Here is a 24,153-nt window from a genome sequence, read left to right on the forward strand (position 1 = left end):
ATAGATTTATGTCAAGTTAACTAAAAGTGAGCTAAACATCATGAGTTTTGCAAAGAATGCTCCTGAACATCAAAAATGGATGGAAGCTGTATTAAAGCTAAGTAAGGCCAGCAAATTAGATAAAAACAGGTGAACTTGCATATATTGCTGTCCTTGCGACTTTAAGACTGGAAAGCGGTATATTTTTTCATGTAAAACATGCGAGAATGTTAGGAGCTTCACTGGATGAAGTAATAAATGCCATCCTGATAGGGTTACCTGCTGCCGGAAATGCTGTAATTAAATCAATATTTTTCCAACAATATTATTTTGTTACTCCAGTCAAGGTATCGGCAATATTTTCCTCAAACTGAACTGGTAAATAGAGTGAAACGATATTAGCAGATTGAATCACTCTTAGTGTTCTTATGCCGAGGTGACAGAGTGGTTAATGTAACCGACTGCAGATCGGTTTTCCGGGAGTTCGAATCTTCCCCTCGGCATCTATGCTTGTCCTGCTTTTAGATATTCTCCGGGTTCTCAGAACAGTGACGGATTAAGCATGCCGAATATCATTGCAATGTGAGCAACCACAAGGAACCCGATAAGTAGCAGGAAGTGCAGTTTCATCTTCGCTTCCTTCTCTGCATTCTTTGCAATTACACCCAGTTCAAGAAGTGCGATACCAAAGAGGAAGATTACTCCGCTCAGGTAGAATCCGACAGCAAGGATATCACTGTAGCCTCTCCACACGATATTTGGTACTACCATTGTGATGAGATATAAGAATATCCCGAGAAAATAGAATCCCAATACTATGCCTACTACTTTATTGAATTGCCTGAGTGGGCCATCGTAAAGACGTCTGAACGTCACAAAGAATTCTGTAGCTGTGAGTGTTTCCGCAAGGATCACCGGGATCGCCATAAAAATCAACAGATTCCAGGGTTGGTTGGTCGCGAGCAATTCCATGTAATGAGTCATATTCATGTTCATGACAGTTGTGGCTGTCTGAGTAATCATTTCTTGCATTGTGATATCTCCACCGGGAGAGCATTGTTACTTCGTCCGGTTACCAAAAAATCGCTTTTTCCGCTTAAACCTGTTCTCACCAAACTATCTATGGATGGAGAATATGCAGTGATCAGACAGAATAATAGATTTTGGGAGGAAAATGATTTTACGGGCATCAAATAGGCATCCTGTTGGGTTCTTCCTTAATATCCATTGCCGATACACGAAAAGATATATACTTATTTTCCAAGTACTGACCTATGGTCCGGATCAGGAATGTTGTATATACTGCAGTCGTTGTCTTTGCAGTAATAACATTACCTCTCTTGGCATTTGCAGCACCATTGGTTTCGTGTATGTCTCCTGTGGATACCGGTACAAGTTGCGAGACGGCAGTGAGCTGCATGGGAACGTGCCTGCTGATGACGCAGGTAAACTCTGCATTCAGGCGGGAACCTATTTCACGTTCATCTGCATTCCAGTCTTATCACTCTTCATGCAGTAGTGCATCGCAACAGCTTGCACACGCAACGGGTATACAAGGAATGATCGGGCTTAATAACAGATTTTCAGGGATCAGGAGGATCTATCCGAAAAATGTGCTCGACCATCCGCAGCGCAAGGCAGTTTATAGTATTATCTTGGATAAACCCGGAATCGATATGGTGAGAATTGGAAAGGTTCTCAGTCTGAATCGTGAGACACTTCGATACCATCTCAATCAATTGTCCTCGTCGAATAAAATCATTGCAATGAAGGATTATGGTATCATTCGGTATTATGAGAATCACGGAAGATACGGCACTGTTGAAAGACGTGTTCTGGCATATCTCTGGAACCCGACGGCTGAAAGAATTCTTTCAATTGTACAATCTAACCCCGGTATTACGCAGGGAGATATTGCCACACGTCTTGCAATAGCTTCGCCAACGGTGCACTGGTACATGCAGCGACTTACCAATGATGGGATAATCATTGCCCTTCATGCTAGTCGGCTCACCCGTTACCACCTTACTGCGGAGGCATTTCAGGTATTGACTAACTCCGCCGGGATAAGGCAAAGGATGCAAACCGAGGTTTGCACTCCGTAATTCTTATTTTATTGTTCTTTATTTTGCCAAGTATTTTCATTTATTTCGTACATGACCTCGATTGCTCGGAGTTATCCTGCATATCCACAATTGAGCACAAGCCTGTAAAATATGGAGCAGTGACAATAAGCAGATCAGCGCCAATCCTTTTCGCAATCTCTCTCATTCTCCACCAAGGATTAATGCCTTGCCTTTATCTTCTTCTTTTCTTATTTCTTCATGTACCTTCCCATCGTCAATTATGAAATCATTCTCTGCTGATCATAATTCTGAAATCTCAGTAAGGAACTCTTGATACATTCGCGGAACTCCTTGGAGTATCATCTGTAATGGACTGCTTTGCCGGAACGATTCCCAGTTCATCTAGGAGGAATTTTGGAGACACACTAAGGCTGTTGCGTTCAGTAGAGTGTAAAACCTCCCGGGAATCACATATCTGAATTCAAGCATGAGTTCCGCAGTCCCCTCGGTATGTGAATTGATTAACATAATCTATTATATTTCCGAGGCATCAGAAGTTGTTATGAAAATAGACTTTGGATTTGTTCAGTCGAAAACTTCACAAATTGTAGTTTCAATTGCTTGTGTTGAGCCAAAAATTGTATCTTCTTCAATATTTGTATGAAATATCTTTTCATAACAGGCGGTGAGTTTTTTCATCTGCCCTGCACCGTAAACAAAGTTGAAATCGAAAGTCTACGAAGCAGCTAACGGATTCATGACTGATAACAACTGCATCAGTTATCGAGAACTGGCAAAAAGTATTACCATAGCTACAACCCACATACCGGCTAAAACTTCTTATGCTATCCTGAGGCTTCCCTGAGCAGGTTCATCGACCGGCTCATAGGCAGTTTCTTCAAATGTTGCCTCCCTGTCATCACTCAAGTAGCTTCTGGTACTTTTCAGGATTGTAGCCTACAACGACATCGCTACCAATCATCACAAAGGGGAAAGACATTCCTTCTCCATATGAGGAACATATTTCCATGATCCGATGTTGTTCATCCCTACTCGCTTTATCATAATCTGTGAATTCAAAAGGAATGTTTCGCTCCGCAAAGAAACTCTTTGCTTTTTTACACCAAGGACATGTGCTCAGGGTATACATCATGATCTTCTTCATTCCATTTACCTTCCATTACTATTACCAATATATTTCCCCGTATTTATAGTGACTGATGATTTACATGATGACAAAGAAAAGCACGGCGAGCATAAAGAATGATATTTGGAAATGCCTTCCGGCATCCCCATTAAAAATTTCTGTTTGAGATCACTCATTCATTATTTTATGATCCACCAGCAGTTTCTGGTAGAACTCTTCATCGGGATTTTCCCGTATCAGCTCTTCAAGAGCCTCCCTGTAGATTGAGGTGTCTATATGGTCTTCTATCCTGACATCTGTGGTTATGTAGCCACTATCCTTCATCATCTGGTAGTATTCTACCACGCCATTCTTATTTGGATCAGGTGAGGCATAGAAATAATCATTCCATGTAGACCGGTGGATTACTTCTGCGTCAACTTTGACGTATTTCTGAATATCAGTGACTGATTCATTCTGGTTCTCACTGAAGAACTTGTATGCCTTGATAAGGCCTTTCTCGAACTTGACATAGGTTTCTCTGTCTGAGTTCAGTGTACTTGTCTTCAGTGCAATGCGGCAGCACGGATGATTATCATAGTACTGAGCCGTGTATGAAGCTACAGCCAGTCCCTGCTGCTGTGCAAGTATCTCATGAGGAATCCATATAATACCGCCATCAGCCTTGTTGGTCTTGACCGCTTCTGCAACGGCATTCGGCGAACCCAGTTCAAGGAAGGTCACTTCAGTCTTCCAGTCAATGCCCGCATCCTTCAGGGCAGCCTTGTAGATCAAGTCACCGTTGGACATTGCTATAGTAGCTATCTTTTTTCCCTTCCAGTTCTGAAGATCCGCAAGTTCCTCTGCTTTCTCGGGCTGTGTTACCAGGAACTGGCCTTCACTCATCAGTCCGCCTATTATAGTAATATCTGCCCCCTGTGCGATATAAGTAGCAGGATCAGATGTTCCAGCCCCTACAGTTTCCAGTTTGTTCCCAAACAGAGAGTTATATGCTTCCGTACCCTTTGTGAACTGGAAAAGTTCAACATTAAGACCTTCCTCTTCCCAAAACCCCTCTTCTTTTGCAATAAAGATGAGCGCATCACCATTGGAAGGCAGGTATCCGTGTCTGATAGTTTTTAACTGCTGGGGTGAAGTGCTTACTGACTTGATCCCAGTCGCATCCGGTGAACTGTCCGCATCCGAGCTCAAATAGCTGGCAACGCCTGCAAGAACAATAAGGGCAATAAGTATTACAATAAATGCATTTGTATATTTTTCTACCATAAGTTCCTCCATTGATGGCCTTGGTAATTGTCCAAGGCATCAGAGGCTCATATCATTGTCAACAGGGAATTTATAAGTGGAGATTACAGTAAAAAATGCCTTTTGTTGTGCATGAATAGTTAAATAGTGGCAAAGATGACCTAACTAGGATAAATAAAAGAGATTTCTAACAATACCCCATGTATTCAGGCACCGTAGAAGCTAAAAATGAAAGCCAGTTGTGAACATATGTTCAAAGTGGTTCCAATCTCTGTGTGGGTATGAACTTATGTCCCAAGATATGATTTTTGAGATTACTACAAAGCTTTTCCGCCCGCAACCTGTCGGATTGACGCAATGATACAGGAATAGTTCCTTCTGGCAGTTCTATGGATCCCAGCCTTGCATTGAATACCCCTCCCGGACATACGCGGACACAGGTCCCGCAGTTAATGCACAGATCCCTGTTTATGTGGAAACGGTCGTATATGGCTTCTGTGGGACATATCCGCATTGTAGGGCAGTCGGGATGCATGAGGCACCTGTCAGTTTCTGTGCGCACAGCTTTATCCGTGCCTCTCCATATGTGCCCGTAGTGCGCCTTAGAGTGTGCTAGGCGGCCATTGACATCGGATACGGGCAATGAGACATCGCTATCCAGAACCTTTAATCCTGAAAGTACCTCTTCATCAAGCACTGGTATCGGTATGGCAAGTGATGTCAGGCATTCCGGCCCTTCTGAGGTCTTCATCCCACCCATCATCCGGTGGTCCATCTCTTTCATGTCTGCATAGGCAGATACGTTGGGCTTATCAGGACTGGCTCTTGTTCCCTTACCCATGATATATCCGGGTGCACCGTTCAGGAGCACTCGCGTTCCCACGCCTATTACCCGATTGAATGGATCATTCTGCAGTGGATTAATCTCACCGCATCCGGATACGGTCACTTCTGTGAAAGGACCGGTCAGTCCGGTGACGGAAAAGATGGACTGGATGGTTGTCGGCATCGGATTGACCAATGCATGATAGTTCTTAAACGCAAGCCTGGTGGTGATTATTCTTGCATAGTCGATATCATTGAGTGTGACATGGTTCTCATAAGTCCTGCCCTGTGCTTCCACAAGGATATCGATCTCATCTCCTTTCACAAGGTCCCTGAAAAGATGGCCTCCACCATACCTGTCGTCTGCGTGTGCCGTTCCATTGATCACAAGGTCCACTACACCTAAGCGCTCATTGGGACAGGGGCCTGGCTGTGCAGGTACCCCGTTAAGCCAGATTGCATCGGCTCTCTCAAAGCTGCACTTTTTTGCAACCGGTACCATCATAACTGCCATTGTTCCCGACATTACGCCGAATGTACCTGTCGTGACCACATCCACATCCTCTGCCGTTACATCCTCGCCTGTGCGTATCTTCGACTTAAGCTCAGCTGCTGTCATAACAACTGCTTCGTCTCGTGCAATTTTTTGGTTGATCTCTTCAATGGTCTTCATAGTATCCTTATATCCTCAAGCCTGACGTGAAGTCCGGAAGGCTTTTTCAATATCATGTTAACAAGGGCGGTATGTGCAAGGTCTATCATGCAGTTCCCTGGCAGGAAGTACTGGCGCGTTCCAAGTACAGGTTGTTTTTTAAGAGGATTGGCAATTCCTTCGAAAGCATGGACATGATATGCCTGCACATCATGAGCATCTTCTTTCCGGGCTTCCATGGGGCCGACAGTATGGCACTCCAGGACTCCTGTCACAGGGTTTGCGCTCAGCACCCTCAAGGCGTGGTAGAGAGGGCAGCCTGGTCCCGCAGGCCGGCCAGTCACAAGGTCACCTTTTTTGATCCCCCAGGCTTCCACAAGATCTGCCCTGAAAGGTACAACGAACTTGCGTGCAGAAGGCTCTCCCGGGAAAGGCAAGAGTACGAAGTCATATTCCTTTCCGGTCACATCCACTCCTGAGTACGTGGGTTTTGCCAAGGGGACCGACATTTTTTCCTTCAGGTAATAGGGGCACAGTTCAGTTTTTGCTGCCCCGCTTTCCAGCCGTACTATAAAATCGGAGCATGTTGCCGAACCGCAAGCTCCGCAATCTTTGCCCGGGGGAATCCATTGAGGTATCATCAGTCACCTCTGTACATAGATTCCGGCATATCCAGCGGACGGATCATTCCAAAGTGTTTCTGCCAGCCAATCTCCTTTTTACCAATACAGATGGTACATACTCCAAGAGGAGGAGCACCTCTGAGTGTGACAGGTTCTGCTTCGATATCGGCCTGGCTGGCAATACGCCTCATAAGATATCTTAAACCAGTTCCCTGAATAGCATTTGTTTCGACTATGTCAATATCATTGACAACTTTCCTTATGCTTTCCCTGAAGACCTCTTTCTCTGCCTGTGACACCAGATCGGTCTTGGTGACTACAACTACATCTGCAAGTGCTATCAATGGCGCCATTTTCAGCGGTGAGTTCGTTCCGGAGATAGCACTGATGACAGTTATTCCCAGAGAATACGTGGTATAGGGTGTGCACCTCAGACAGAGTCCCGCACTTTCAACAATCAGCATATTCCTTGAGAGCTCGTCTGCCCAGCTTAATGCATCCGCCAGAACCAGAATTCCCATATGATCCGGGCACAAATCCCCGGAATATACCTTTTTAGTGGGGATACCAAACTCTTCCGCAAGCTCCTCATCCTCGGTAGCGTGTACCACGTCGACCTTCAGGAACGCAGGAAGTGCATCTTCAGGCAGGCTTTTTATTATCTGCCTTATTACGGCTGTCTTCCCTCCGCTGGGAGGACCGGCAACAATGATCAGTTTCATTTACAATTCACATCCCTGGTCAATGGGAAGTGTCGTTAACTCATGCGGGACAGAATAAAAAACATTCCCTAGCCTCAGTTTTTCCCGGATATGATGCAGTTTGTCATCAATGCCTGCCAGGTATTCTATCAGGTGCCTTTCGTTATTTCCGGGCTCGATAACTGAGGATACTCCGCCGGACTTCATCACTATACGCCGTCCTGTCGTGACGGCGAGGTAGGGATCATGCGTTACAATTATGACCGCCTTGTTTCCCCCCTGAAGGGACTGTATAACCTTGTCCTTGAAAATACCTGCATTCTCTATTTCATCAAGCAGGAGTATGGGAGTGTCGCTTATCACGAGAGCATCTGCGATCATAAGAGCTCTCGTCTGCCCTCCGGACAGGCTGCTCATCTTGCTTTTCAGGGTGATCTTCTCCCCGGTAAAAGTATTTGCAAGATCGATGGTTTCACTGAGCAGCTCCTCCCTGCCGGAACGCCTTGCCTGGATATGCATTGTAAGGAAGGCTTCCACTGAAAGATCTGCCAGACAGCGCGTATTCTGGGTTATCAGCGCAATAGGCTTGAAAGCCGGATCCCGTATAAAGGATTCCGGAGGGACATCACCATTGACAAGGACAGTTCTCCCTGTTACAGTGTCCCCCTGCGCCAGAGTTTCAATGTCATTTATGAAGGCTGACTTCCCGGAACCAGTTGGGCCTACTATTGAGATAGTATCCCCGGGTCTTATTTCCATACTCTTGAACCCTTCCTTTTCTCCGGATCTGTTCTTTCCTGCTAGGATAGTAAGAGTGACCTGTCGTGTCATATTCTTATTTTTTGACAACGCTATTTATAATCCTTTCCTAATTTACAACGCAATTATCCTAATTAGGAATATAACAACTTCTAACTTCCCTACTGAGGATTAAATACAAATGTTAGTGATAAATTATTCAAAAACCATGAAAAATAGTTAAAGACAAATAGTCGATTATATAAAGAACTGAACCTCTCATATATGCAAGGTGTAAGATCGCAGCCTGTACACGAAGGTCAGAGTTCCAGCCTGAAGATCCTTTCAGGAACCCCGCCAACTTCATTTACAACTATCTCGAAATGGCTGTCAGCGGAACCAACTATCTGGTCACCGTTCTCATCATACTTAGAGAACAGCAGAGTACCGCTTCTGTGATGTACTCCTGAGCCAGGATCTTCTATTCATTTTGAAGGAAAGTACTTCTCATTGTTGCTGTCCCTGATATATGATATGTCTTCCATGTTGTACTCATCAAGGTTTACAGAGTGTGTGTTCATGCTCACTTTAAACGCAATGTAGTCTATGTATTCACTATTTGTTTTTTCATCCGGATAGCTGAGAGACACTGCAACAGGTCCCTCACTGTTCAACAAGGTCCTTGGACCCGGCTCAGTAGGAAGGGCACTGTTACCGTTTCCAAGTATTAAAGCAGCACCAGCTATCAATATCAACATCAGGGCAGCAACCAGGAGTCCGTATCTCATGTATCTGTTTCTCCCTTCCCTTCATTTTTACTATCTATATGGATTTCACTAGGGTATGTTCCACGCATGTTTTTTATCATGAATAAATGCAGAAGGGGGCAAAGCAGTATCATCCCGTAAGCCAGATAGCTGTTCGAGACACCCAGAATGACCAGAGCTGCAAAACCCGCCAGAGGTATACTGTAGCATAGGGCCATCATAAGCATATGTTTTCCGCCCCTCGAAGAGGGGGAGTGAGCGGAATTAAATATTCCTTTGTTCACTTATAACACCTATCGATTATTGTTCATGTAAGACTTCAGGTATGTCTTCGGCATTCCAGACATAATTCAAGCTTATTACAGGATTGTTTTCACAGAGAAGTTCTTTATTACTGATATGAAGGCATCCTGTATAACATTCGGATGTTAGATATATGATCGGAGTTTTCACTTTGTACTCACCTGTCCGTGATATGTCAGGATTTCAACTATGTTTCTTTATAATAATCTCCCAATCTGTTTCATTTTTCTGTATTACATTCATAACTTCATGCCCGTCAGCCTCCATGCCCTTGGGCACTTCTGTGACAGCGGTAGGATCATCCACAACTATCTTAAGGATCTCTCCTCCCTTCAGCGTATGAAGCACTTGATTGGCATAGAGGAAATTTTCGGGGCTGCGCTTTCCTTTAGTATCAATCACCTTATCCATTTTTGTATCCGCAAGGAAAGTTCCGTTAATGTATGCCCGGGTTCTATCATCCTTCGGGCTTTCTAATACTTCATCAGCCGGACCATGCTCTATTACCTCTCCCAGATAAAGATGAATCACATAGTCAGCAAGTCTCATTGCCTGGTGAATATTGTGCGTGACTATTACAATAGTGTAGTCATTTTTCAATTTAAGGAGCTGCTGCTCTATATGCTGCGATGAGACCGGGTCAAGGGCAGATGTCGGTTCATCACAGAGAATTATTTCCGGTTCAACTGCAAGTCCTCTTGCTAGGCATAGTCTCTGCTGCTGACCTATTGATAGTTGCGATGCCGGGGAATTCAGCCGATTCTTGACTTCATCCCAAAGACCGGCAAGTGTAAGATATTTTTCCACTATCTCATCGAGATCATGCTTCTTCTTTATTCCATGTATTCTCGGCCCGTATGTTATATTCTCATAAATCGACATTGGAAGCGGAGTAGGCTTCTGGGCAAGTAGCCCCATTTTCTTCCTTACGTTTACAACATCTGTTTTCCTGTCAAAGATATCTTCGTTGTCTATAAGAATCTTACCGGAATAAGTAACCTTATCTGTAAGGTCAATTAACCTGTTCATGCATTTTAGCAACGTGGATTTACCGCAGCCAGAAGGACCTATTATAGCGGTGATCTGTTTTTCCGGTATCTCCACAGAGATGTTCTTTAATGCATGGCTTCCATTATAGAAGACATTTATATTATCTATCTTAATATGGACTTTTGACATGGCATATACCTATTTTATGATGTATTTAGTATATTTTCTTGAAAGAACCCTTGCAGTTATATTAATAGCTAAGATAATCATCAAGAGAATTACAGCCGAAGCATATGCTTTTTGCTGAATCTGCGGCAGAGGCGTTCCTAGCTGGAAAAATATAGCCAAGGGAAGAGATGCTGTAGCATCGAAGAGAGAGGTGGGAATGCGGTCAGTATATCCTGCTGTGAAAAGTACGGACGCTGCATCTCCTATCCCTCTCCCAAAAGCTATCAGCACTCCCGTCATAAGACCGGGAAGAGCTTGTTTTGCAACTACCTTAACTACGGTTTCAAGTCTTGTTGCTCCAAGAGAGAATGACACCTCTTTAAGCTCAGAGGGAACAGTTTTTATGACCTCTTCCATTGCTCGGGTCATGATAGGTAGTTCCAGAAGTGTGAGAACTATTATTCCGCCAAGCAAAGATGCCCTCATATTCAAAAGCATCAGAATCGTGAATCCGAATGCTCCGTACACAATGGAAGGAGTCCCCCAGAGAATATCAAGCGAGAGACGTGTCAAGTCCGCTAGTTTTGTTCCTCCTGAATATTCTTTCTGCAAATAAAAGGCAATCCCGATACTAAGGAAAAACGCCAGTACAGTACCACCTAATGCAAGATAGAGCGAACCTATGATGGCATTCAGAATACCTCCTCCCGTCCCTAAGTAATAACCGCCTTCTGCTGTCTTTGTAAGCATATCGATGTTTATGGCAGGTAAGCCTTTCCAAAGTATTACCCCGATCACTGTAAGAAGGCTGATCATTACGATTCCAAGAGACAGTATCATCAATACACGAAAGATAAATTCTTCAACTCTTCGAAGTTCCATTTAAATGACACCTTTTTCTATTTTGATGAGTACCATTCTTGCAAGAATGTTGAATATCATTACAACGATGAGGAGCAGCAGGGCCGCAAGCATTATCGCTGAATCATAGAGTGGGATAGACATCATCTCACCGAAAGTATTGGCAATAAGAGCAGGGAGGGGATAAGCGGGGTCAAAAATGGATGAAGGAACTCTGTATACATTTCCCACAACCATAAGCACAGCCATTGTCTCACCGAATGCTCTTGAAAAACCAAGAATTATTGCCGCAAATATACCGGGCTTTGCCTTCCTCAGGACTACATGTTTAATTGTCTGCCACTTTGTAGCCCCTACGGAGAGGGAAACCTCTCTTAAATCCTGAGAAACACTCCTCATAACCTCGCTTGTTATTGAGATGATTATTGGAAATACCATAATTGAAAGCACAATCCCTCCTGCAAGGATACTGTACCCTCCTATAGTTTCCACTCCAAGAGCAGGAGCAAAGATATTCCTGATGAAAGGTACCACTGCAATCACACCCCATAGACCATATACAACTGAAGGTATTCCTGCAAGTAGATCGATTAGAGGATTGGCAGCAGCCCTCAGACTACTATCTGCATATTCTGAAAGGTATATTGAGCTTAGCAAGCTTATCGGCACTGCAATTACAATAGCGAGCCCTGTAACCCATAGTGTTCCCATAATAAATGGGAAAAAGCCAAACTTTCCTGCGTTTGGACTCCATTCTTTTGAAAACAAGAGATCAAAGATAGGTTCTGTCGACAATATGGGACTTGCTCTGTAATAAAGGCCAACAAGCATAAAGAAGAACAGCAGACAGGCGAATGCTGTCGCTGCAAGCATCAGCCTGCTTGAAATACTGTCCTTGAGTCTTCTGATATTCATAGTAATTTCTGCTCTTTATTATAATCGAATGACTTTTTCGTCATTATTCATGCCGAAGAATCGACTTTTTCTATTCCCTCGTTTATCTTATCCTGCGGAAGAACAATATACCCTGATTCAGGAATAAACTTCTGCCCGTCAGTGAGTATCCACTTAATGAAATCCTCTTCAATACCGGTGGGCTTGCCTTTTGTTACAAGGTTCAGATCTCTTGCAGGCGGTGAAGGGAACTTATCATTTCCGATAGCCTCTACGATTTCATCCAGTGTTCCATAGAAGTTCTCTTCCGGGTCTATCTTGCCGTTCTCATTCAGATCAAGCGGTATTATTTCGATGCCCTCAACTGGTTTTCGGGAGTTTAGATTATATGCAAAGTTTACGTTATTATATCCAATTCCTAATTTATCTTGCCTTACTGCTTCTGCAAGTCCGGGATCACCATTAACACCCACACCCTTAAGCTCTTCCTGTGTGTAATTGCCTAAGTATTTTGCCCATGTTTCAGGTGCGCCGGCGGCATCTGAGCGTGTGTATACGTTAATCTTATCATTGTTACTCGTCTCTCCTGTAGCCTGACCCCATGTTCTTATGGTTCCAGTGATGTATATTTGCTCAAACTCATCTCTTGTTAGTCCGCTTTTCTTAAGTTGTGCAAGTGCAGGATTATTACTATTGACTGTTGGCACAACAGCATCTTTTGTTACTGCTATCCAGTATGCACCTTTTTCCTCTTCTGCAGGTGTAATTGCTCTTGAGACCATGCCTATATCCACAAGCCCTCCCAGAGTGTCAGCCATTCCTTTTCCTGCTCCTCCGGCGCTGATGTCAAACTTCACTTTTGGGTGTAGTGTCCTGTATTCTTCACTCCATATAAGCATCATCGGATACATGGCAAAAGCACCCGAGATACGTATTGTTCCCTCAAGTTCTTCCACTGCTGGTGTCTGCGCATCGCCAGAAGGTATGTTTTGGGTCCCTGCTCCAGGTTTACCCACAAATCCCGATAGTGTCGCTACTATGAAAACCGCAAGTACCACGGTTATAGCAGTTATGAGAATTTTTCTATTCATTATTCCACCTTGGACTGTTTATTTTTTTGTTCAGTTGCTTACAATCAGTAAGATACAAACAGCAGGAGCATATAAATCTGTAAAGGAATAGGCTATAATTGTAGGGGACAATACAAAAACAGAAAAATAGCGGCAAATAGTGCCTGTTTACAAAATTAAAACAGAACCCATCTTAAAACTATAAATAACATTTCCCACGATGGTATTATGGGGATGTAAATGGAATTCAGAGAACTCTCTGATGAACAATGGAGGTTTATTAGACCACATTTACCATCACAAACGATAACCGGGAGAAAGAGAGTTGATGACCTTACGGTCATCAATGGTATTCTCTTTGTCCTGATAAATGGCTGCAGGTGAAGAAATACGCTTTATACATGATTTGTACACTGATATATGCCAGCGTATTCTATGTTATCAAAGGGTAGACAATGAAAACTACACCCAGTCCTGTTTTTTATTAAGGACTGGACTGAAAACAGAATTGGTGGACGCAAAGACTCTTGATCCTACTTTAAATATCCCTGTGAGGAGTGAGATCGCAGCCTGTGCACGGCAGGCACATGGTCCGGGCTTTGTCCGCACGCAATGATCTGCGGTCAAGCATTTTCCGCAGCATGCTTCCCAGCCGGATAAGTCTTTGTGTGTCAGGCCTGCGGACATCTATCACGTCTCTCCGGAGAGGGTTAGGCGATATCGGGCGAAGTAAAGGAATAACATCAAGCTCTGTAAGCAGGGATACCCCTTCCTTCACAGTTGCATCGCTTTCCCCAAGTCCGAGTATGAAGTTTGAACAGACTTTGTTTTTGCCGAATATGTCCACGGCCTCCCCCAGTGCATCAACTACCTCCTCCAGCGAGAGCTCAGGACAGACACGGCTGAATATCTCGGTGTCCATGGTTTCTACATTGTACTTTACTTCAGAAGCACCAGCAGCGTAAAGTTTTTCTGAAGAATCTTTTGCAGGATAGACTGAAACCCCTATAGGTAAGTCATAATCTCTGGTAAGGTCTTTTATGACACTCACCATCCGCTCGACTTCCACTTCCGGAGATACGGAAACACCGCTTGTCAGGGAGATTGCACTGAGTGAACCTGTTGCATAGGCATCAGCAACCATCCTGCAAACCTTTTGATTATCCTTTATTTCGCCCTGTATCTTTGGCACCGGGCAGAATTTGCAGTCATATATGCACTTCTCTGACACAGTAATGTATGCCTGCTGCGGACAATGGCACAGGGGGCGCTCAAGGGCACCTTTTACAATCACCTCTTCTCCTTTCTTGAGAATGGCTGCGTTGTCAGAATCAAGACTCATGCTGAGTGGAGAAAGGTCATTGACGGAGAGACGAACCCTTCTGTCACCTGAGCGAAAAAAAAAGACGACCCGCCTGCCCCTGGTCCTGCGGTGGCTGTGGTTTTCAGAGAACTTTGAAGAATAGACGAATCCTCTATCCTTACGCTCCCTATGCTTAGAAGATATGCTTTAAGATTAGTAGTCAGTTCGGATTGCATGCTAATGCACCTTTAGTTCTTATGTGAGAACCTCAAAATAAGTGCGCTTATTGAATTTGCTCCAGTCCCATTTTTCATCAAGAATGTTAACGTTCACTGTCCCTATTCCTTCAATACACCTTAATTTCAGTAATATCTGATCCTTCAGATAATCCACCATCGGGCAATTTCTGGTTGTCAGCACCAGGTTCACATAGATACTATCCCCATTCGCCATGATTTCCTTGACCAGGCCAAGATCCACAATATTGATACCTACTTCCGGATCGATCACTTCTTTCAATAATATGAGGACCTGTTCCTCCGTTACTGCGGCCTTCATGTGCCTGTTTATTAAGGATTCTGCTTTAAGCTCTTCGGATAACCGGAATCTTTCCTCCAGCCGGTTTAATCTGTCAAATACCTGGCCCATGGCGAGCAGTACTGGATCTGGCAGTTCATTATGGTCAAGTTTCCCGCCAGAGGAAGACGTTGGCTCCGATCTTCGCAGGAACTCCCACTGCTGTAGCTCCCGGAGGCACTGAACGGATAACGACCGAGCCTGCACCTACTTTAGCCCCTTTTCCCACTGTTATTGGTCCAAGAAGGATAGCACCTGAGCCGAGGACTACATTGTTTTCAACAGTAGGATGACGTTTTGTCTTGTGCAGGGCTGTCCCTCCCAGCACAACTCCCATATATATCAGTACATCATCACCTACTTCGGCAGTTTCGCCTATGACAACTCCTGAACCATGATCTATGAATACCCTTTTTCCAAGTTTTGCACCCGGATGGATCTCTATTCCTGTAAATGCCCTCGATATATGAGACATTAAGCGGGCAGGGAAGAAAAAGTGACGTTCCCAGAGGAAGTGTGCTATCCGATGAGCCCATACTGCATGCAGTCCCGGATAGCAGCATAGTACTTCCAGTGTTGACCTTGCTGCAGGATCTTTTTCAAATACTGAGTTTATGTCTTCCCTGATTCCCATTTGAGCCCTTCTGAATCAGATGTTGAACAGGTCAGTGCTCAGGTAGCGCTCTCCTGTATCCGGCAAAATGACAACTATGGTCTTGCCTTTAGATTCCTCACGCGCAGCGACCTCAAGAGCCGCATATGCAGCAGCACCGGAGGATATGCCTGCAAGTATACCCTCTTCAAGAGCCAGCCTGCGAGCCGTTGCTGCCGCATTATCTGCAGTGACCTTAACGATCTCATCCACCAGATCAATCCTGAGCACGTCCGGAAAGAATCCCGCACCAATTCCCTGTATACGATGAGGTCCGGGTTTCCCGCCACTGAGCACGGGTGACTCTACAGGTTCCACCGCAATTGCCTTAAAAGATGGCTTTCTTTTCTTGATGACGCCGGCAACGCCTGTGATTGTTCCGCCTGTGCCCACGCCCGAGACCAGCACATCCACATTACCATCCGTATCCTTCCATATTTCCTCAGCTGTTGTCCTCTGGTGGACTTCAGGGTTTGCAGGGTTCTGGAACTGCTGAGGTATGTAAAGCCTGTGAGGATCTTCGCGGACCAGTTGCTCGGCCTTACTAACAGCTCCTTTCATTCCTTCGGGCCCTGGTGTCAGGATGAGTTCTGCCCCAAAGGCTTTCAGCAGTTTTCTTCTTTCTATGCTCATCGTTTCAGGCATTACCAGCGTAAGTTTGTAACCCCTGGCAGCGCATACGGCTGCAAGTGCAATTCCAGTGTTACCGCTTGTAGGTTCGACAATCACAGTGCCCTCTTTGATCTTGCCTTGCCTTTCGGCTTCTTCTATCATTGCCAGCCCGATCCTGTCCTTTACACTTCCCATCGGATTGAAGGACTCCAGCTTGACCAGCACTTCCGCATCCAGTTCTTTTGTTACTTGATTCAGTCGAACGAGCGGTGTGTTACCAATTGTCCACGTTATATCTTTGTATACTCTTCCCATGTTATCTCCAATTTATTTTTTATTGCTTCTGACCCTTTGTTCATAATCTTTCAGAGGTATTGCCAGCACACCTTTATCGACCGACCCAATAACTCTGTCCTCCATTGCACGAACGTCTTCAAGCTTTGCTTTCGTTGCAGGTTTTTTTGGAACTGCACCACATCCTCCGGTAGGGAGAATGGACAGCTCATATGTCCCGATCTTCTTTGCCAGGGAAACCGTTTCCTCTTTATCGTAGGCTATCAAAGGACGGTACACCGGTATTGAAGCAGCCTCTGTAAGCACTATCTGATTGTCCAGGGTCTGAGATGCAACCTGTCCCAAAGATTCACCGGTAACAAAGCCTTTAGCACCGTTGACCCTCGCAACTTCAGCAGCAATGCGGTACATTCTCCGCTTACACAAAAGACAGGTGTGACGTTCCTGCCCTTCTTTGAGGAGAACATCTTTTGCAGCAGAAAGATATCCGTCTCTTACCACAACCAGTTCCAGATCAGGCTGGTAAGCACGTAAGACCTCGATCACTGCCTCGGTACGCTCAAGCGTAGCTGCATCAAGGAAACCTTCCAGGGAAACGTATAATGGGATGATCCTGCAGCCCCTTTTCATCATCATCCATGAGGCTACAGGTGAATCTATACCACCTGATACCAGGGCGACCAGAGTACCCTCGACTCCCAGAGGAAGGCCGCCTGCACCACGGTAGACGTGGTCGAAAAGATAGCATCTATTATCCCTTATCTCTACAAATATCTCTTTTTCCGGACTGCCAAGATTAACCTGCAGATGAGGGAAGATATCCAGGGCCATGGCCCCAAGCTTTTCAGCTATCTGCTGTGAGGATAATGTGTGATTCCCTACACGTTTCACACGGAAGGCGAATGTCTTCGCATTATCAAGTCCTGCCTTTCTGCAATAATCAAGGCTTACTTCCGGAAGCTCGTCATAGCTGCATTGTGTACATTCTGAAAAAGACACAAGACCAAATATGCGGCTCAGTTTTTCAGGAACCACTTCTCCTGTGAGCCATATTCTGCCTCTTTCCCTCCATATCCTGCTGTCGGGAAATTGCTCCTTGATGTTATTGATCAAGGTCTTTTCCCATCTATCCCGCACAGGTGGAGACTTGAGGAAGATCTCTCCGTAACGTAGCATCCATAATGAAGACATTTCTATTCTTTTCCTGTCAGATTATTTGTGTTATATTTTCATCATTCATTGTGCCTGTTCAGCCGATGCAGGTTTATTCCGGTGCATTTACCCACAAGGGTGCTGATGGCATCACTGGAAACGATCCCTATGACCTGCTTCCTCTCATCGACAACAGGAAGCGCAGAAATTGTGTTCTTCTCCATCAGCTTTGCCACCTCTGTTATTTGCTCATCGGGGGAAGCAGTGAGGACTGATCGTGAAATTATTTCTCCAAGGTTCTGGTATCCACTGGCTACGGCTTTAGCTATGTCCCATGAAGTGACTATACCCTCAAGCCTTCCGTCTTCTCCAATTACCGGCAGATGATTAACTTCATTTTCTATCATTATCAGAGCAGCCATATTCATGGATGAGCTTTCTTTTATAGTGGGAACGTCCTGCTTCATGACATCGCGGACCTGGTTTTGGCCGAGGAATTGCCCGACTATGTAGTTCAGCTGTCCGGACTCCAGCAGGAAAGCGTCATGACCGTAATTCGACTGAATCTCACAATACCTGACATCGATATTGTTAGCAGCCAGGGCACTTACGATCTCTTCGGACTGGTATGGGGGATAGAGCCAGTCAGAAGTAACAGATACTACCAGGAAAGAGGATTTCACACTGGATAGACCGGCAGCTAATGATCCATTGACACTCAGGTCGAAATAATCGATGGCTTTTGTAATGTAAAGATATGAATTGGCATCGAACCTGCGAGTAAAGGACTCTCCCTGATGGTGCAGGTAGCTCTCTATCTGGAAGTCGGTGGAGAAATCATATCCTATACGCTCCTTGTTCTGGAGATTCCTTCCAAACCTGGAATGCATCGAAGCATCAGAAAGATAGGTGATATGTCCTATCATCCTTGCCAGTGAAAGTCCTCTCTCCGGAGAATCGCCGCTAAGATATTCTCCCCTATTCCACTTGGGATCGATCATAATTGACTGTCTTCCTACTTCATTGAATGCTATCTGCTGGGGAGTTGAACGAGCAGTGGTTGCAATGACAATTGCTTTTTTCACCATCTCCGGATAAGCTGCTGCCCACTGGAGAACCTGCATCCCACCCATCGAACCTCCTGCTACTGCAAGCAATTGCTTTATGCCAAACTGCTCGACGAGTATCTTTTGAACTTTGACAATATCGCCTAAAGTGATGACAGGGAAGGAGGTACCATATTTTGTTCCTGTTAGCGGATTGGTGGATGAAGGACCGGTTGTTCCGCTGCAGCCACCAAGGATGTTAGAGCATATAACAAAATAGCTTTCAGTATCAAGCGATTTTCCTGGACCGATTATTCCTTCCCACCATCCTGGGCGTGTATCGCCTTCTTGATAGCCTGCTGCATGGGCGTCGCCAGAAAGTGCATGGCAGACCAGGATAGCATTACTTTTGTCCTGGTTAAGGCGGCCATAAGTCTCATAGGCTACAGTTATAGGACTGATTGATACATTGCTCTCAAGGACTACAGGGTCATTGATCGTGAAATATTCTGTTTTTGTCGTGCCGACCGAAACTTGCATCCAATGTCCTCCTTTAGCACTCATGATCTAAACCTACTGACTTTGGTTCACAATTGTGAATTCGCAGGTAGAATGAAGCCCGATTTATATAGGGATTTCGCTCAATACCTGAGATTATAGGTGCGGAGCCTCTGTAAAAGCATCCGCAGTTCGCTCACTATTTACTTCTGTTCAATCCCGGATTACCATCCGCGGTTCTGTAGGGCATGCTCGGGCAGGATCGTATCAATGCTTATACCTTTCATACCAGCTCCGATACCTTTTGAGATATCGGCGAGTATTTCCGGGCTATCATAGTTGTTGACAGCCTCAACGATAGCAGATGCCATCAATTCTGGTTTCTCGGCCTTGAATATGCCGGAACCTACGAAGACGCCATCAGCCCCAAGACGCATCATCAGGGCAGCATCTGCCGGTGTGGCCACTCCGCCTGCGGCAAAGTTCACAACCGGAAGCCTCTGCAGTCGAGATGTTTCCACTACCAGCTCAATGGGAGCTTCTATCTCGCGTGCTGCAAGGATCAGTTCCTCATGTGTCTTTCCGGAAAGGGACCTTATATAGCCCTTTATCTCCTTCATGTGTTTTACAGCTTCGCTGACATCACCGGTTCCTGCTTCTCCTTTGGTGCGTATCATCGCAGCACCTTCATTGATCCTGCGGAGTGCTTCACCAAGATTCCGTGCGCCACATACAAAAGGAACTGTAAACTCGGTCTTATCAATGTGATATTTATTATCGGCAGGTGTGAGCACTTCAGACTCGTCCACCATGTCAACGCCAAGTGCCTGCAGGATCTCAGCCTCTACAAAGTGCCCTATGCGAGCTTTTGCCATCACAGGTATAGTCACAGTGTCAATTATCTGCGAGATGATCTTAGGGTCCGCCATCCTTGCAACACCTCCTTCCCGTCTTATATCTGCGGGAACTGCCTGGAGCGCCATTACAGCGACTGCTCCGGCATCCTCTGCAATCTTAGCCTGCTGGGGAGTGGTGACATCCATCACGACCCCGCCTTTTTGCATTGATGCGAATCCGCGCTTGATTAGTTTAGTTCCGTGCCTTAATTGTTCGATATCCATGTTCTCATCCGATTTCAGCAAAATCCTAAAAGACAAAATGATGAGCAGTGGTGCTCACCAAAAGTTATCACTCCTTATATTTGACCTCAAAAATCACACATTACTCAGTGCCTGTTCAAGATCTTCAAGTATATCCTCAATATCCTCGGTGCCTATGGACAAACGGACATAGTCTTCAGTTACACCTGTAGCTTCCTGCTCGGCCCTGGTAAGCTGCTGGTGCGTGGTGGTTGACGGGTGGATAACAAGGCTCTTCGAGTCCCCGATGTTTGCAAGGTGTGAGAACAATTTAAGCTGGTTGATGAACTTTATACTTGCTGCCGTGCCGCCTTTCACACCAAATCCTACAAGTGCCCCATAGCCTTTGAGATACCTGGATGCAAGTTCATGACTCTGGTGACCCGGCAGACCTGGATAATTGACCCACGAAACCTTTGGGTGGCTTGATAGGTACTTAGCGACCTTGAGTGCATTCTCTGAATGCCTCTCTATCCTCAGGTGCAGTGTTTCAAGCCCCTGAAGCAGCAGGAATGAATTGAAAGGAGACAGAGCGGCGCCGGTATCCCTGAGGAGCTGGACCCTGATCTTGAATACCAATGCTACATTGCCAAGACCGGGGAAATTTGAAAATGCGTCCCAGTATTTAAGTCCATGATAACTGGGATCAGGCTCTGTGAATTCCGGGAACTTCCCATTGTTCCACGCAAACGTTCCTGCATCGACGATCGAGCCTGCAATCGAGTTACCATGTCCGCCTATAAACTTGGTTGCTGAGTGCACGACAATATCCGCTCCATGATCAATAGGCCTGACAAGTCCCACTGCAGTTGTGTTATCCACCACGAGAGGAAGTCCTGCTTCATGTGCAATATCCGCAATGGCCCTGAAATCCGGGATATCCAGCTTGGGGTTGCCTATTGATTCAATATAGACAGCGCGTGTCTTTTCATTAATGGCTTTCCTGAACGCCTCGGGATTTGTGGAATCCACAAAGACAGCCTTTCTTCCCAGTTTCGGGAGAGTATAGTTGAACAGTTCATAGGTTCCTCCGTATAAGTTGTCTCCGGATACGATCTCATCACCCGGGCGGGTAATTGCCAGTATCGCATAAGTTATAGCTGCTGAGCCGGATGCAACACCAAGTGCCCCCGTACCGCCCTCGATGGCATTGATGCGCTGCTCGAACACATCGGTTGTCGGGTTCATGATACGGGTATATATGTTGCCAAGCTCCTTCAGGGCGAAAAGATTGGCAGCATGATCCGTGTCACGGAAAACATATGATGTGGTCTGATATATCGGTACTGCAAGTGATCCGGTGGTTGGGTCCGGTTTCTGTCCCGCATGAAGGGCAATTGTTCCTAATCTGTATTTTTTGTCTGTCATGTAATTAACCTCTTATTATAGTAATTGACTTCTGTTTACCTGAAGCTCATGTTTATCTGCGATATCCTGGAATGTGTCTACCAGATAGTGGATCTTTTCCCATGAGAGTCCGTATGTGTTAAGTTTCCATACACGCGTGGCTCCTGCGAATTCCCCTATGATGCCTTTTCCTGATAGTTCGTCAGATAGGAAGAAGCCTTTACGTTTATGTCTCTGCGCAACCGTATCAAAGCTTTTTGTAGTATCGACCTTTGAAAGTGTGTGCTTCCGGGGGAATTCGGATAATACCTTAGAGCCTTCGATATTGAGTACTCCGTCAAGGAAATAATTGGATTTCTTCACTTCCTCATCCCAATGGTTCACTCTCTCCCGTACAGTGGGGAATGATGCCATCATCCCTATGAGGGTCGATCCCATCAAAGTACATCCCAGCATCTCGACTTCTTTGATACCGAATTTGCGTTTTGTGATGTCACCTACCATCTGTGTGGTGCGGAATATTTTCGGCGCCCACTCATCTGTTGTTGCAAGCACGCCGGAAGGCGCAGGAGACGCCATACTTTTGTGACCGGAACCGACAACAAAGTCAGCCCCGATATTTTTCCCGTCAACCGGCATAACGCCAACAGTGTAAGCTCCATTGTACAGGAACGGGATGTCATACTGGTGCGCAACCTTTGCTATTCCCTTAACATCATGTTCATTGGCATACTGGTAATCAAAGTGGTCGATCATCACAAGGACGGGCAGTTTGCCTGTTTCCTGCTTGACCGCTTCTATCTTCTCTGCTACTGCATCAGGAGTCACAAGATTTTTCTCGTTCAGGGGTATCTCTTTCACCACTCCACCTGCTTCCTCTACAGCGAGGAACTCAGTATAATGGGCAAGAGCGGAAACTACCACAGAATCCCCTTTACTGACAAGCGTGGATGCCACTGCCTGAAAACCACGCCTTGCGCCCGGCACTACACGAGCCTGGTCCATATTCACGAACCTGGCAAGTTCTTCATGGAACGGTGCAATAGGAGGATTACTGATCTTGTCCAGCCTGAAAGGTTTACGGCAGGCATCACAGGTGGAATAGCCATCACCATAAGCCAGAAGTGCTTTCCGTGCTTCAGGAGTAAGCCTCCCTGCTGCCTGGATAGGCTGGATATTGATGTAATTCTCTTCACGGGATCTTATATCAATAGTACCGGCTATTTTCCTGACTTCTGCATTACCTGTGCCACTCTGTATATCATCCAGGATCTTCCTGACCTTGTCAACTCCCTCCCGGATGGCCTGTTCATCTTCCGGACTTGTAGTATTCGGAAGTGCCTGTCGGAACACTTCCCGAATGTCTTCAAGTGCAAAGAGTGCTTCAAATGTCTTCTGTGTTCTTATATCCATGATACCTCTTCAAGTCAAGACCCGGAATCGAACCGGGATAGAATCGCTCTGCAGGCGATTGCGTAGCCTTTCCGCCACCTTGACAATATACAATTCACAATAGTGAACTTTCAAAACCTTTTACTCAGTGTTGATATTTAAATCTCTATTTATAGGCAAAAAAAGCCAGAAAAGTTCCCGGATATCCGTTGAATGAACAAATCGTTTTTTTATCATTTGCTCACAGACAATTGTCAGGAGTTCAAGTTCGTTTTTTGAACTGATTTTTGTGCATGGCACTAAAGAGAGTTGCCGGAGCGGGGAAGGAATGATTTGAAAGGAACCACATTAAAACAAAGGACAAAAAAGGAAAGGAGGTAAGACGATTCTGGATGAATTCAATCAACAACAGTATGGATGAGGCAATTCATTAGTCACATACAGTTCCCCTTGGTGCGTGGAAAAGTCCTCCGACTCCACGATAAGGTTGCCATACCAAGACACTTCTTTTTCGGAACTCAGGATAGCTGGCCTCAGTACATCAATACCCGTCTCCATAACCTGATATGCCTCCAAAATCCTCGAGATATGGGTTTCGCCTGCTTCAAAATGATCGCCTAATTGTTTCATGCCTGCGATAAACCCCTGCTCTATCAGATCAACCGGATTGATGCCAGTTTCAAGAGCTTCTCTGGCTATTCTTTCTACTGCCTGCACGTCAAGATCAATGACTGCATGCTTTGCCTTGTCAAAGATCCCCGTTTCTGTTGAATTCATATTTTTACCTGCGTCTTTCTTCTGATTCTATGTATCTTTTCTATACTCTGAGAGGATATTCAGACCAGAGAACAAAACCAGAAGTTTTGTGCCTCTGTCAACAAATGACCTCAAAGCCAGGACCCGGAGTCGAACCGGGATGGAATCGCTCTGCAGGCGATTGCGTGGCCGTTCCGCCACCTTGGCATATGCTTGAATCACGATTGTGATTTAGCAAATCCTTATATGTTACTGTCAATATTTAAAAGCGTTTTATGTGGCAAATAGTGCCCAAATCAATCCCTATAGATAAGATGCTACGCAAGAAGATAAAGAATTAAAAATGCAGCACATAAG

The 24,153-nt window shown here is 45.3% G+C and carries 27 protein-coding genes, 2 tRNA genes and 1 pseudogene; 5 read left to right on the forward strand and 25 right to left on the reverse strand.

Annotation, left to right across the window (positions count from 1 at the left end; genetic code table 11):
- Positions 1 to 119: 119 nt before the first annotated feature.
- Positions 120 to 353: a carboxymuconolactone decarboxylase family protein gene (locus PV02_RS11560; RefSeq protein ID WP_256623654.1), complete on the forward strand. Its 234-nt coding sequence runs from the start codon at positions 120 to 122 to the stop codon at positions 351 to 353.
- Positions 354 to 409: 56 nt separating this feature from the next.
- Positions 410 to 482, forward strand: a tRNA-Cys gene (locus PV02_RS11565).
- Between the two features lie 37 nt (positions 483 to 519).
- Here the strand turns inward: PV02_RS11565 and PV02_RS11570 are convergent.
- Positions 520 to 1,011, reverse strand: coding sequence for a DUF6803 family protein (locus tag PV02_RS11570; protein ID WP_256623573.1), 492 nt, complete (start codon positions 1,009 to 1,011; stop codon positions 520 to 522).
- A 242-nt stretch (positions 1,012 to 1,253) separates the two neighbouring features.
- On the opposite strand from PV02_RS11570, the gene PV02_RS11575 reads away from it, so the two are divergent.
- Complete coding sequence (locus PV02_RS11575) at positions 1,254 to 2,084, forward strand: winged helix-turn-helix transcriptional regulator (RefSeq protein WP_256623574.1); 831 nt, start codon at positions 1,254 to 1,256, stop codon at positions 2,082 to 2,084.
- A 448-nt stretch (positions 2,085 to 2,532) separates the two neighbouring features.
- Entirely contained in the window at positions 2,533 to 2,709 is a 177-nt protein-coding gene (locus PV02_RS11580; protein WP_256623575.1) for a hypothetical protein, read from the forward strand.
- Positions 2,710 to 2,964: 255 nt separating this feature from the next.
- Here PV02_RS11580 and PV02_RS11585 read toward each other — a convergent pair whose 3' ends face one another.
- From PV02_RS11585 to PV02_RS11645, 13 genes and pseudogenes are all read right to left on the reverse strand, one after another.
- A complete protein-coding gene (locus PV02_RS11585; RefSeq protein WP_256623576.1) occupies positions 2,965 to 3,210 on the reverse strand; it encodes a glutaredoxin family protein in 246 nt (81 codons plus the stop codon).
- A 150-nt stretch (positions 3,211 to 3,360) separates the two neighbouring features.
- Positions 3,361 to 4,458: an ABC transporter substrate-binding protein gene (locus PV02_RS11590; RefSeq protein ID WP_256623577.1), complete on the reverse strand. Its 1,098-nt coding sequence runs from the start codon at positions 4,456 to 4,458 to the stop codon at positions 3,361 to 3,363.
- Positions 4,459 to 4,690: 232 nt separating this feature from the next.
- Positions 4,691 to 5,935, reverse strand: a complete 1,245-nt coding sequence (locus tag PV02_RS11595) for a methanogenesis marker 16 metalloprotein (protein WP_256623578.1) — start codon at positions 5,933 to 5,935, stop codon at positions 4,691 to 4,693.
- Positions 5,932 to 6,555, reverse strand: coding sequence for a (Fe-S)-binding protein (locus PV02_RS11600; RefSeq protein ID WP_256623579.1), 624 nt, complete (start codon positions 6,553 to 6,555; stop codon positions 5,932 to 5,934). The genes PV02_RS11595 and PV02_RS11600 overlap by 4 nt, the downstream gene beginning before the upstream one ends.
- Positions 6,555 to 7,259 (reverse strand): GTP-binding protein, encoded by a 705-nt coding sequence (locus PV02_RS11605; RefSeq protein WP_256623580.1) that lies wholly within the window; start codon positions 7,257 to 7,259, stop codon positions 6,555 to 6,557. Before PV02_RS11605 ends, PV02_RS11600 begins: the two co-directional genes overlap by 1 nt.
- The gene (locus tag PV02_RS11610; protein ID WP_256623581.1) at positions 7,260 to 8,069 is read right to left on the reverse strand and encodes an ATP-binding cassette domain-containing protein; all 810 of its coding nucleotides are present in this window, start codon (positions 8,067 to 8,069) and stop codon (positions 7,260 to 7,262) included.
- Between the two features lie 392 nt (positions 8,070 to 8,461).
- Positions 8,462 to 8,764, reverse strand: a complete 303-nt coding sequence (locus PV02_RS11615) for a hypothetical protein (RefSeq protein ID WP_256623582.1) — start codon at positions 8,762 to 8,764, stop codon at positions 8,462 to 8,464.
- Positions 8,761 to 9,027, reverse strand: coding sequence for a DUF2933 domain-containing protein (locus tag PV02_RS11620; RefSeq protein WP_256623583.1), 267 nt, complete (start codon positions 9,025 to 9,027; stop codon positions 8,761 to 8,763). The genes PV02_RS11615 and PV02_RS11620 overlap by 4 nt, the downstream gene beginning before the upstream one ends.
- A gap of 202 nt (positions 9,028 to 9,229) precedes the next feature.
- Positions 9,230 to 9,457: a sulfurtransferase TusA family protein gene (locus PV02_RS11625; RefSeq protein ID WP_256623655.1), complete on the reverse strand. Its 228-nt coding sequence runs from the start codon at positions 9,455 to 9,457 to the stop codon at positions 9,230 to 9,232.
- Between the two features lie 15 nt (positions 9,458 to 9,472).
- Positions 9,473 to 10,225 (reverse strand): annotated as a pseudogene (pstB, locus tag PV02_RS11630) (phosphate ABC transporter ATP-binding protein PstB); the annotation flags it as partial.
- Between the two features lie 9 nt (positions 10,226 to 10,234).
- Entirely contained in the window at positions 10,235 to 11,086 is an 852-nt protein-coding gene (pstA, locus tag PV02_RS11635; protein WP_256623584.1) for a phosphate ABC transporter permease PstA, read from the reverse strand.
- Positions 11,087 to 11,980, reverse strand: coding sequence for a phosphate ABC transporter permease subunit PstC (pstC, locus tag PV02_RS11640; RefSeq protein WP_256623585.1), 894 nt, complete (start codon positions 11,978 to 11,980; stop codon positions 11,087 to 11,089).
- A 47-nt stretch (positions 11,981 to 12,027) separates the two neighbouring features.
- The gene (locus PV02_RS11645) at positions 12,028 to 13,050 is read right to left on the reverse strand and encodes a PstS family phosphate ABC transporter substrate-binding protein (RefSeq protein ID WP_256623586.1); all 1,023 of its coding nucleotides are present in this window, start codon (positions 13,048 to 13,050) and stop codon (positions 12,028 to 12,030) included.
- 219 nt (positions 13,051 to 13,269) lie between these two features.
- Here PV02_RS11645 and PV02_RS11650 point away from each other — a divergent pair, with 219 nt between their 5' ends.
- The gene (locus tag PV02_RS11650) at positions 13,270 to 13,413 is read left to right on the forward strand and encodes a transposase (RefSeq protein WP_256623587.1); all 144 of its coding nucleotides are present in this window, start codon (positions 13,270 to 13,272) and stop codon (positions 13,411 to 13,413) included.
- Between the two features lie 154 nt (positions 13,414 to 13,567).
- Here the strand turns inward: PV02_RS11650 and PV02_RS11655 are convergent, their stop codons facing one another.
- The 11 genes from PV02_RS11655 to PV02_RS11705 all read right to left on the reverse strand — a co-directional run bounded on the left by PV02_RS11655 (position 13,568) and on the right by PV02_RS11705 (position 24,003).
- On the reverse strand, positions 13,568 to 14,371 hold the full coding sequence (locus PV02_RS11655; protein WP_342765643.1) for a radical SAM protein: 804 nt from the start codon (positions 14,369 to 14,371) through the stop codon (positions 13,568 to 13,570).
- A gap of 216 nt (positions 14,372 to 14,587) precedes the next feature.
- Positions 14,588 to 14,890 carry a metal-sulfur cluster assembly factor gene (locus tag PV02_RS11660; protein WP_256623588.1) on the reverse strand — a complete coding sequence of 101 codons (303 nt, stop codon included), beginning with the start codon at positions 14,888 to 14,890 and terminating at the stop codon, positions 14,588 to 14,590.
- 124 nt (positions 14,891 to 15,014) lie between these two features.
- On the reverse strand, positions 15,015 to 15,542 hold the full coding sequence (gene cysE, locus PV02_RS11665) for a serine O-acetyltransferase (protein WP_256623589.1): 528 nt from the start codon (positions 15,540 to 15,542) through the stop codon (positions 15,015 to 15,017).
- A 15-nt stretch (positions 15,543 to 15,557) separates the two neighbouring features.
- Complete coding sequence (gene cysK / locus PV02_RS11670; protein WP_256623590.1) at positions 15,558 to 16,487, reverse strand: cysteine synthase A; 930 nt, start codon at positions 16,485 to 16,487, stop codon at positions 15,558 to 15,560.
- Positions 16,488 to 16,499: 12 nt separating this feature from the next.
- The gene (gene thiI / locus PV02_RS11675; RefSeq protein WP_256623591.1) at positions 16,500 to 17,642 is read right to left on the reverse strand and encodes a tRNA uracil 4-sulfurtransferase ThiI; all 1,143 of its coding nucleotides are present in this window, start codon (positions 17,640 to 17,642) and stop codon (positions 16,500 to 16,502) included.
- A gap of 56 nt (positions 17,643 to 17,698) precedes the next feature.
- Positions 17,699 to 19,204 (reverse strand): homoserine O-acetyltransferase MetX, encoded by a 1,506-nt coding sequence (metX, locus tag PV02_RS11680; protein ID WP_256623592.1) that lies wholly within the window; start codon positions 19,202 to 19,204, stop codon positions 17,699 to 17,701.
- A 182-nt stretch (positions 19,205 to 19,386) separates the two neighbouring features.
- Entirely contained in the window at positions 19,387 to 20,283 is an 897-nt protein-coding gene (gene pdxS / locus PV02_RS11685) for a pyridoxal 5'-phosphate synthase lyase subunit PdxS (RefSeq protein ID WP_256623593.1), read from the reverse strand.
- A gap of 93 nt (positions 20,284 to 20,376) precedes the next feature.
- On the reverse strand, positions 20,377 to 21,669 hold the full coding sequence (locus PV02_RS11690) for an O-acetylhomoserine aminocarboxypropyltransferase/cysteine synthase family protein (RefSeq protein ID WP_256623594.1): 1,293 nt from the start codon (positions 21,667 to 21,669) through the stop codon (positions 20,377 to 20,379).
- A gap of 15 nt (positions 21,670 to 21,684) precedes the next feature.
- Positions 21,685 to 23,061, reverse strand: coding sequence for an O-phospho-L-seryl-tRNA:Cys-tRNA synthase (pscS, locus tag PV02_RS11695; protein WP_256623595.1), 1,377 nt, complete (start codon positions 23,059 to 23,061; stop codon positions 21,685 to 21,687).
- Between the two features lie 381 nt (positions 23,062 to 23,442).
- Complete coding sequence (locus PV02_RS11700) at positions 23,443 to 23,817, reverse strand: B12-binding domain-containing protein (RefSeq protein ID WP_256623596.1); 375 nt, start codon at positions 23,815 to 23,817, stop codon at positions 23,443 to 23,445.
- A 114-nt stretch (positions 23,818 to 23,931) separates the two neighbouring features.
- Positions 23,932 to 24,003, reverse strand: a tRNA-Cys gene (locus tag PV02_RS11705).
- Between the last annotated feature and the right edge of the window lie 150 nt (positions 24,004 to 24,153).

It is taken from the genome of Methanolobus chelungpuianus (genome assembly GCF_024500045.1).
GTDB classification, from domain to species: domain Archaea; phylum Halobacteriota; class Methanosarcinia; order Methanosarcinales; family Methanosarcinaceae; genus Methanolobus; species Methanolobus chelungpuianus.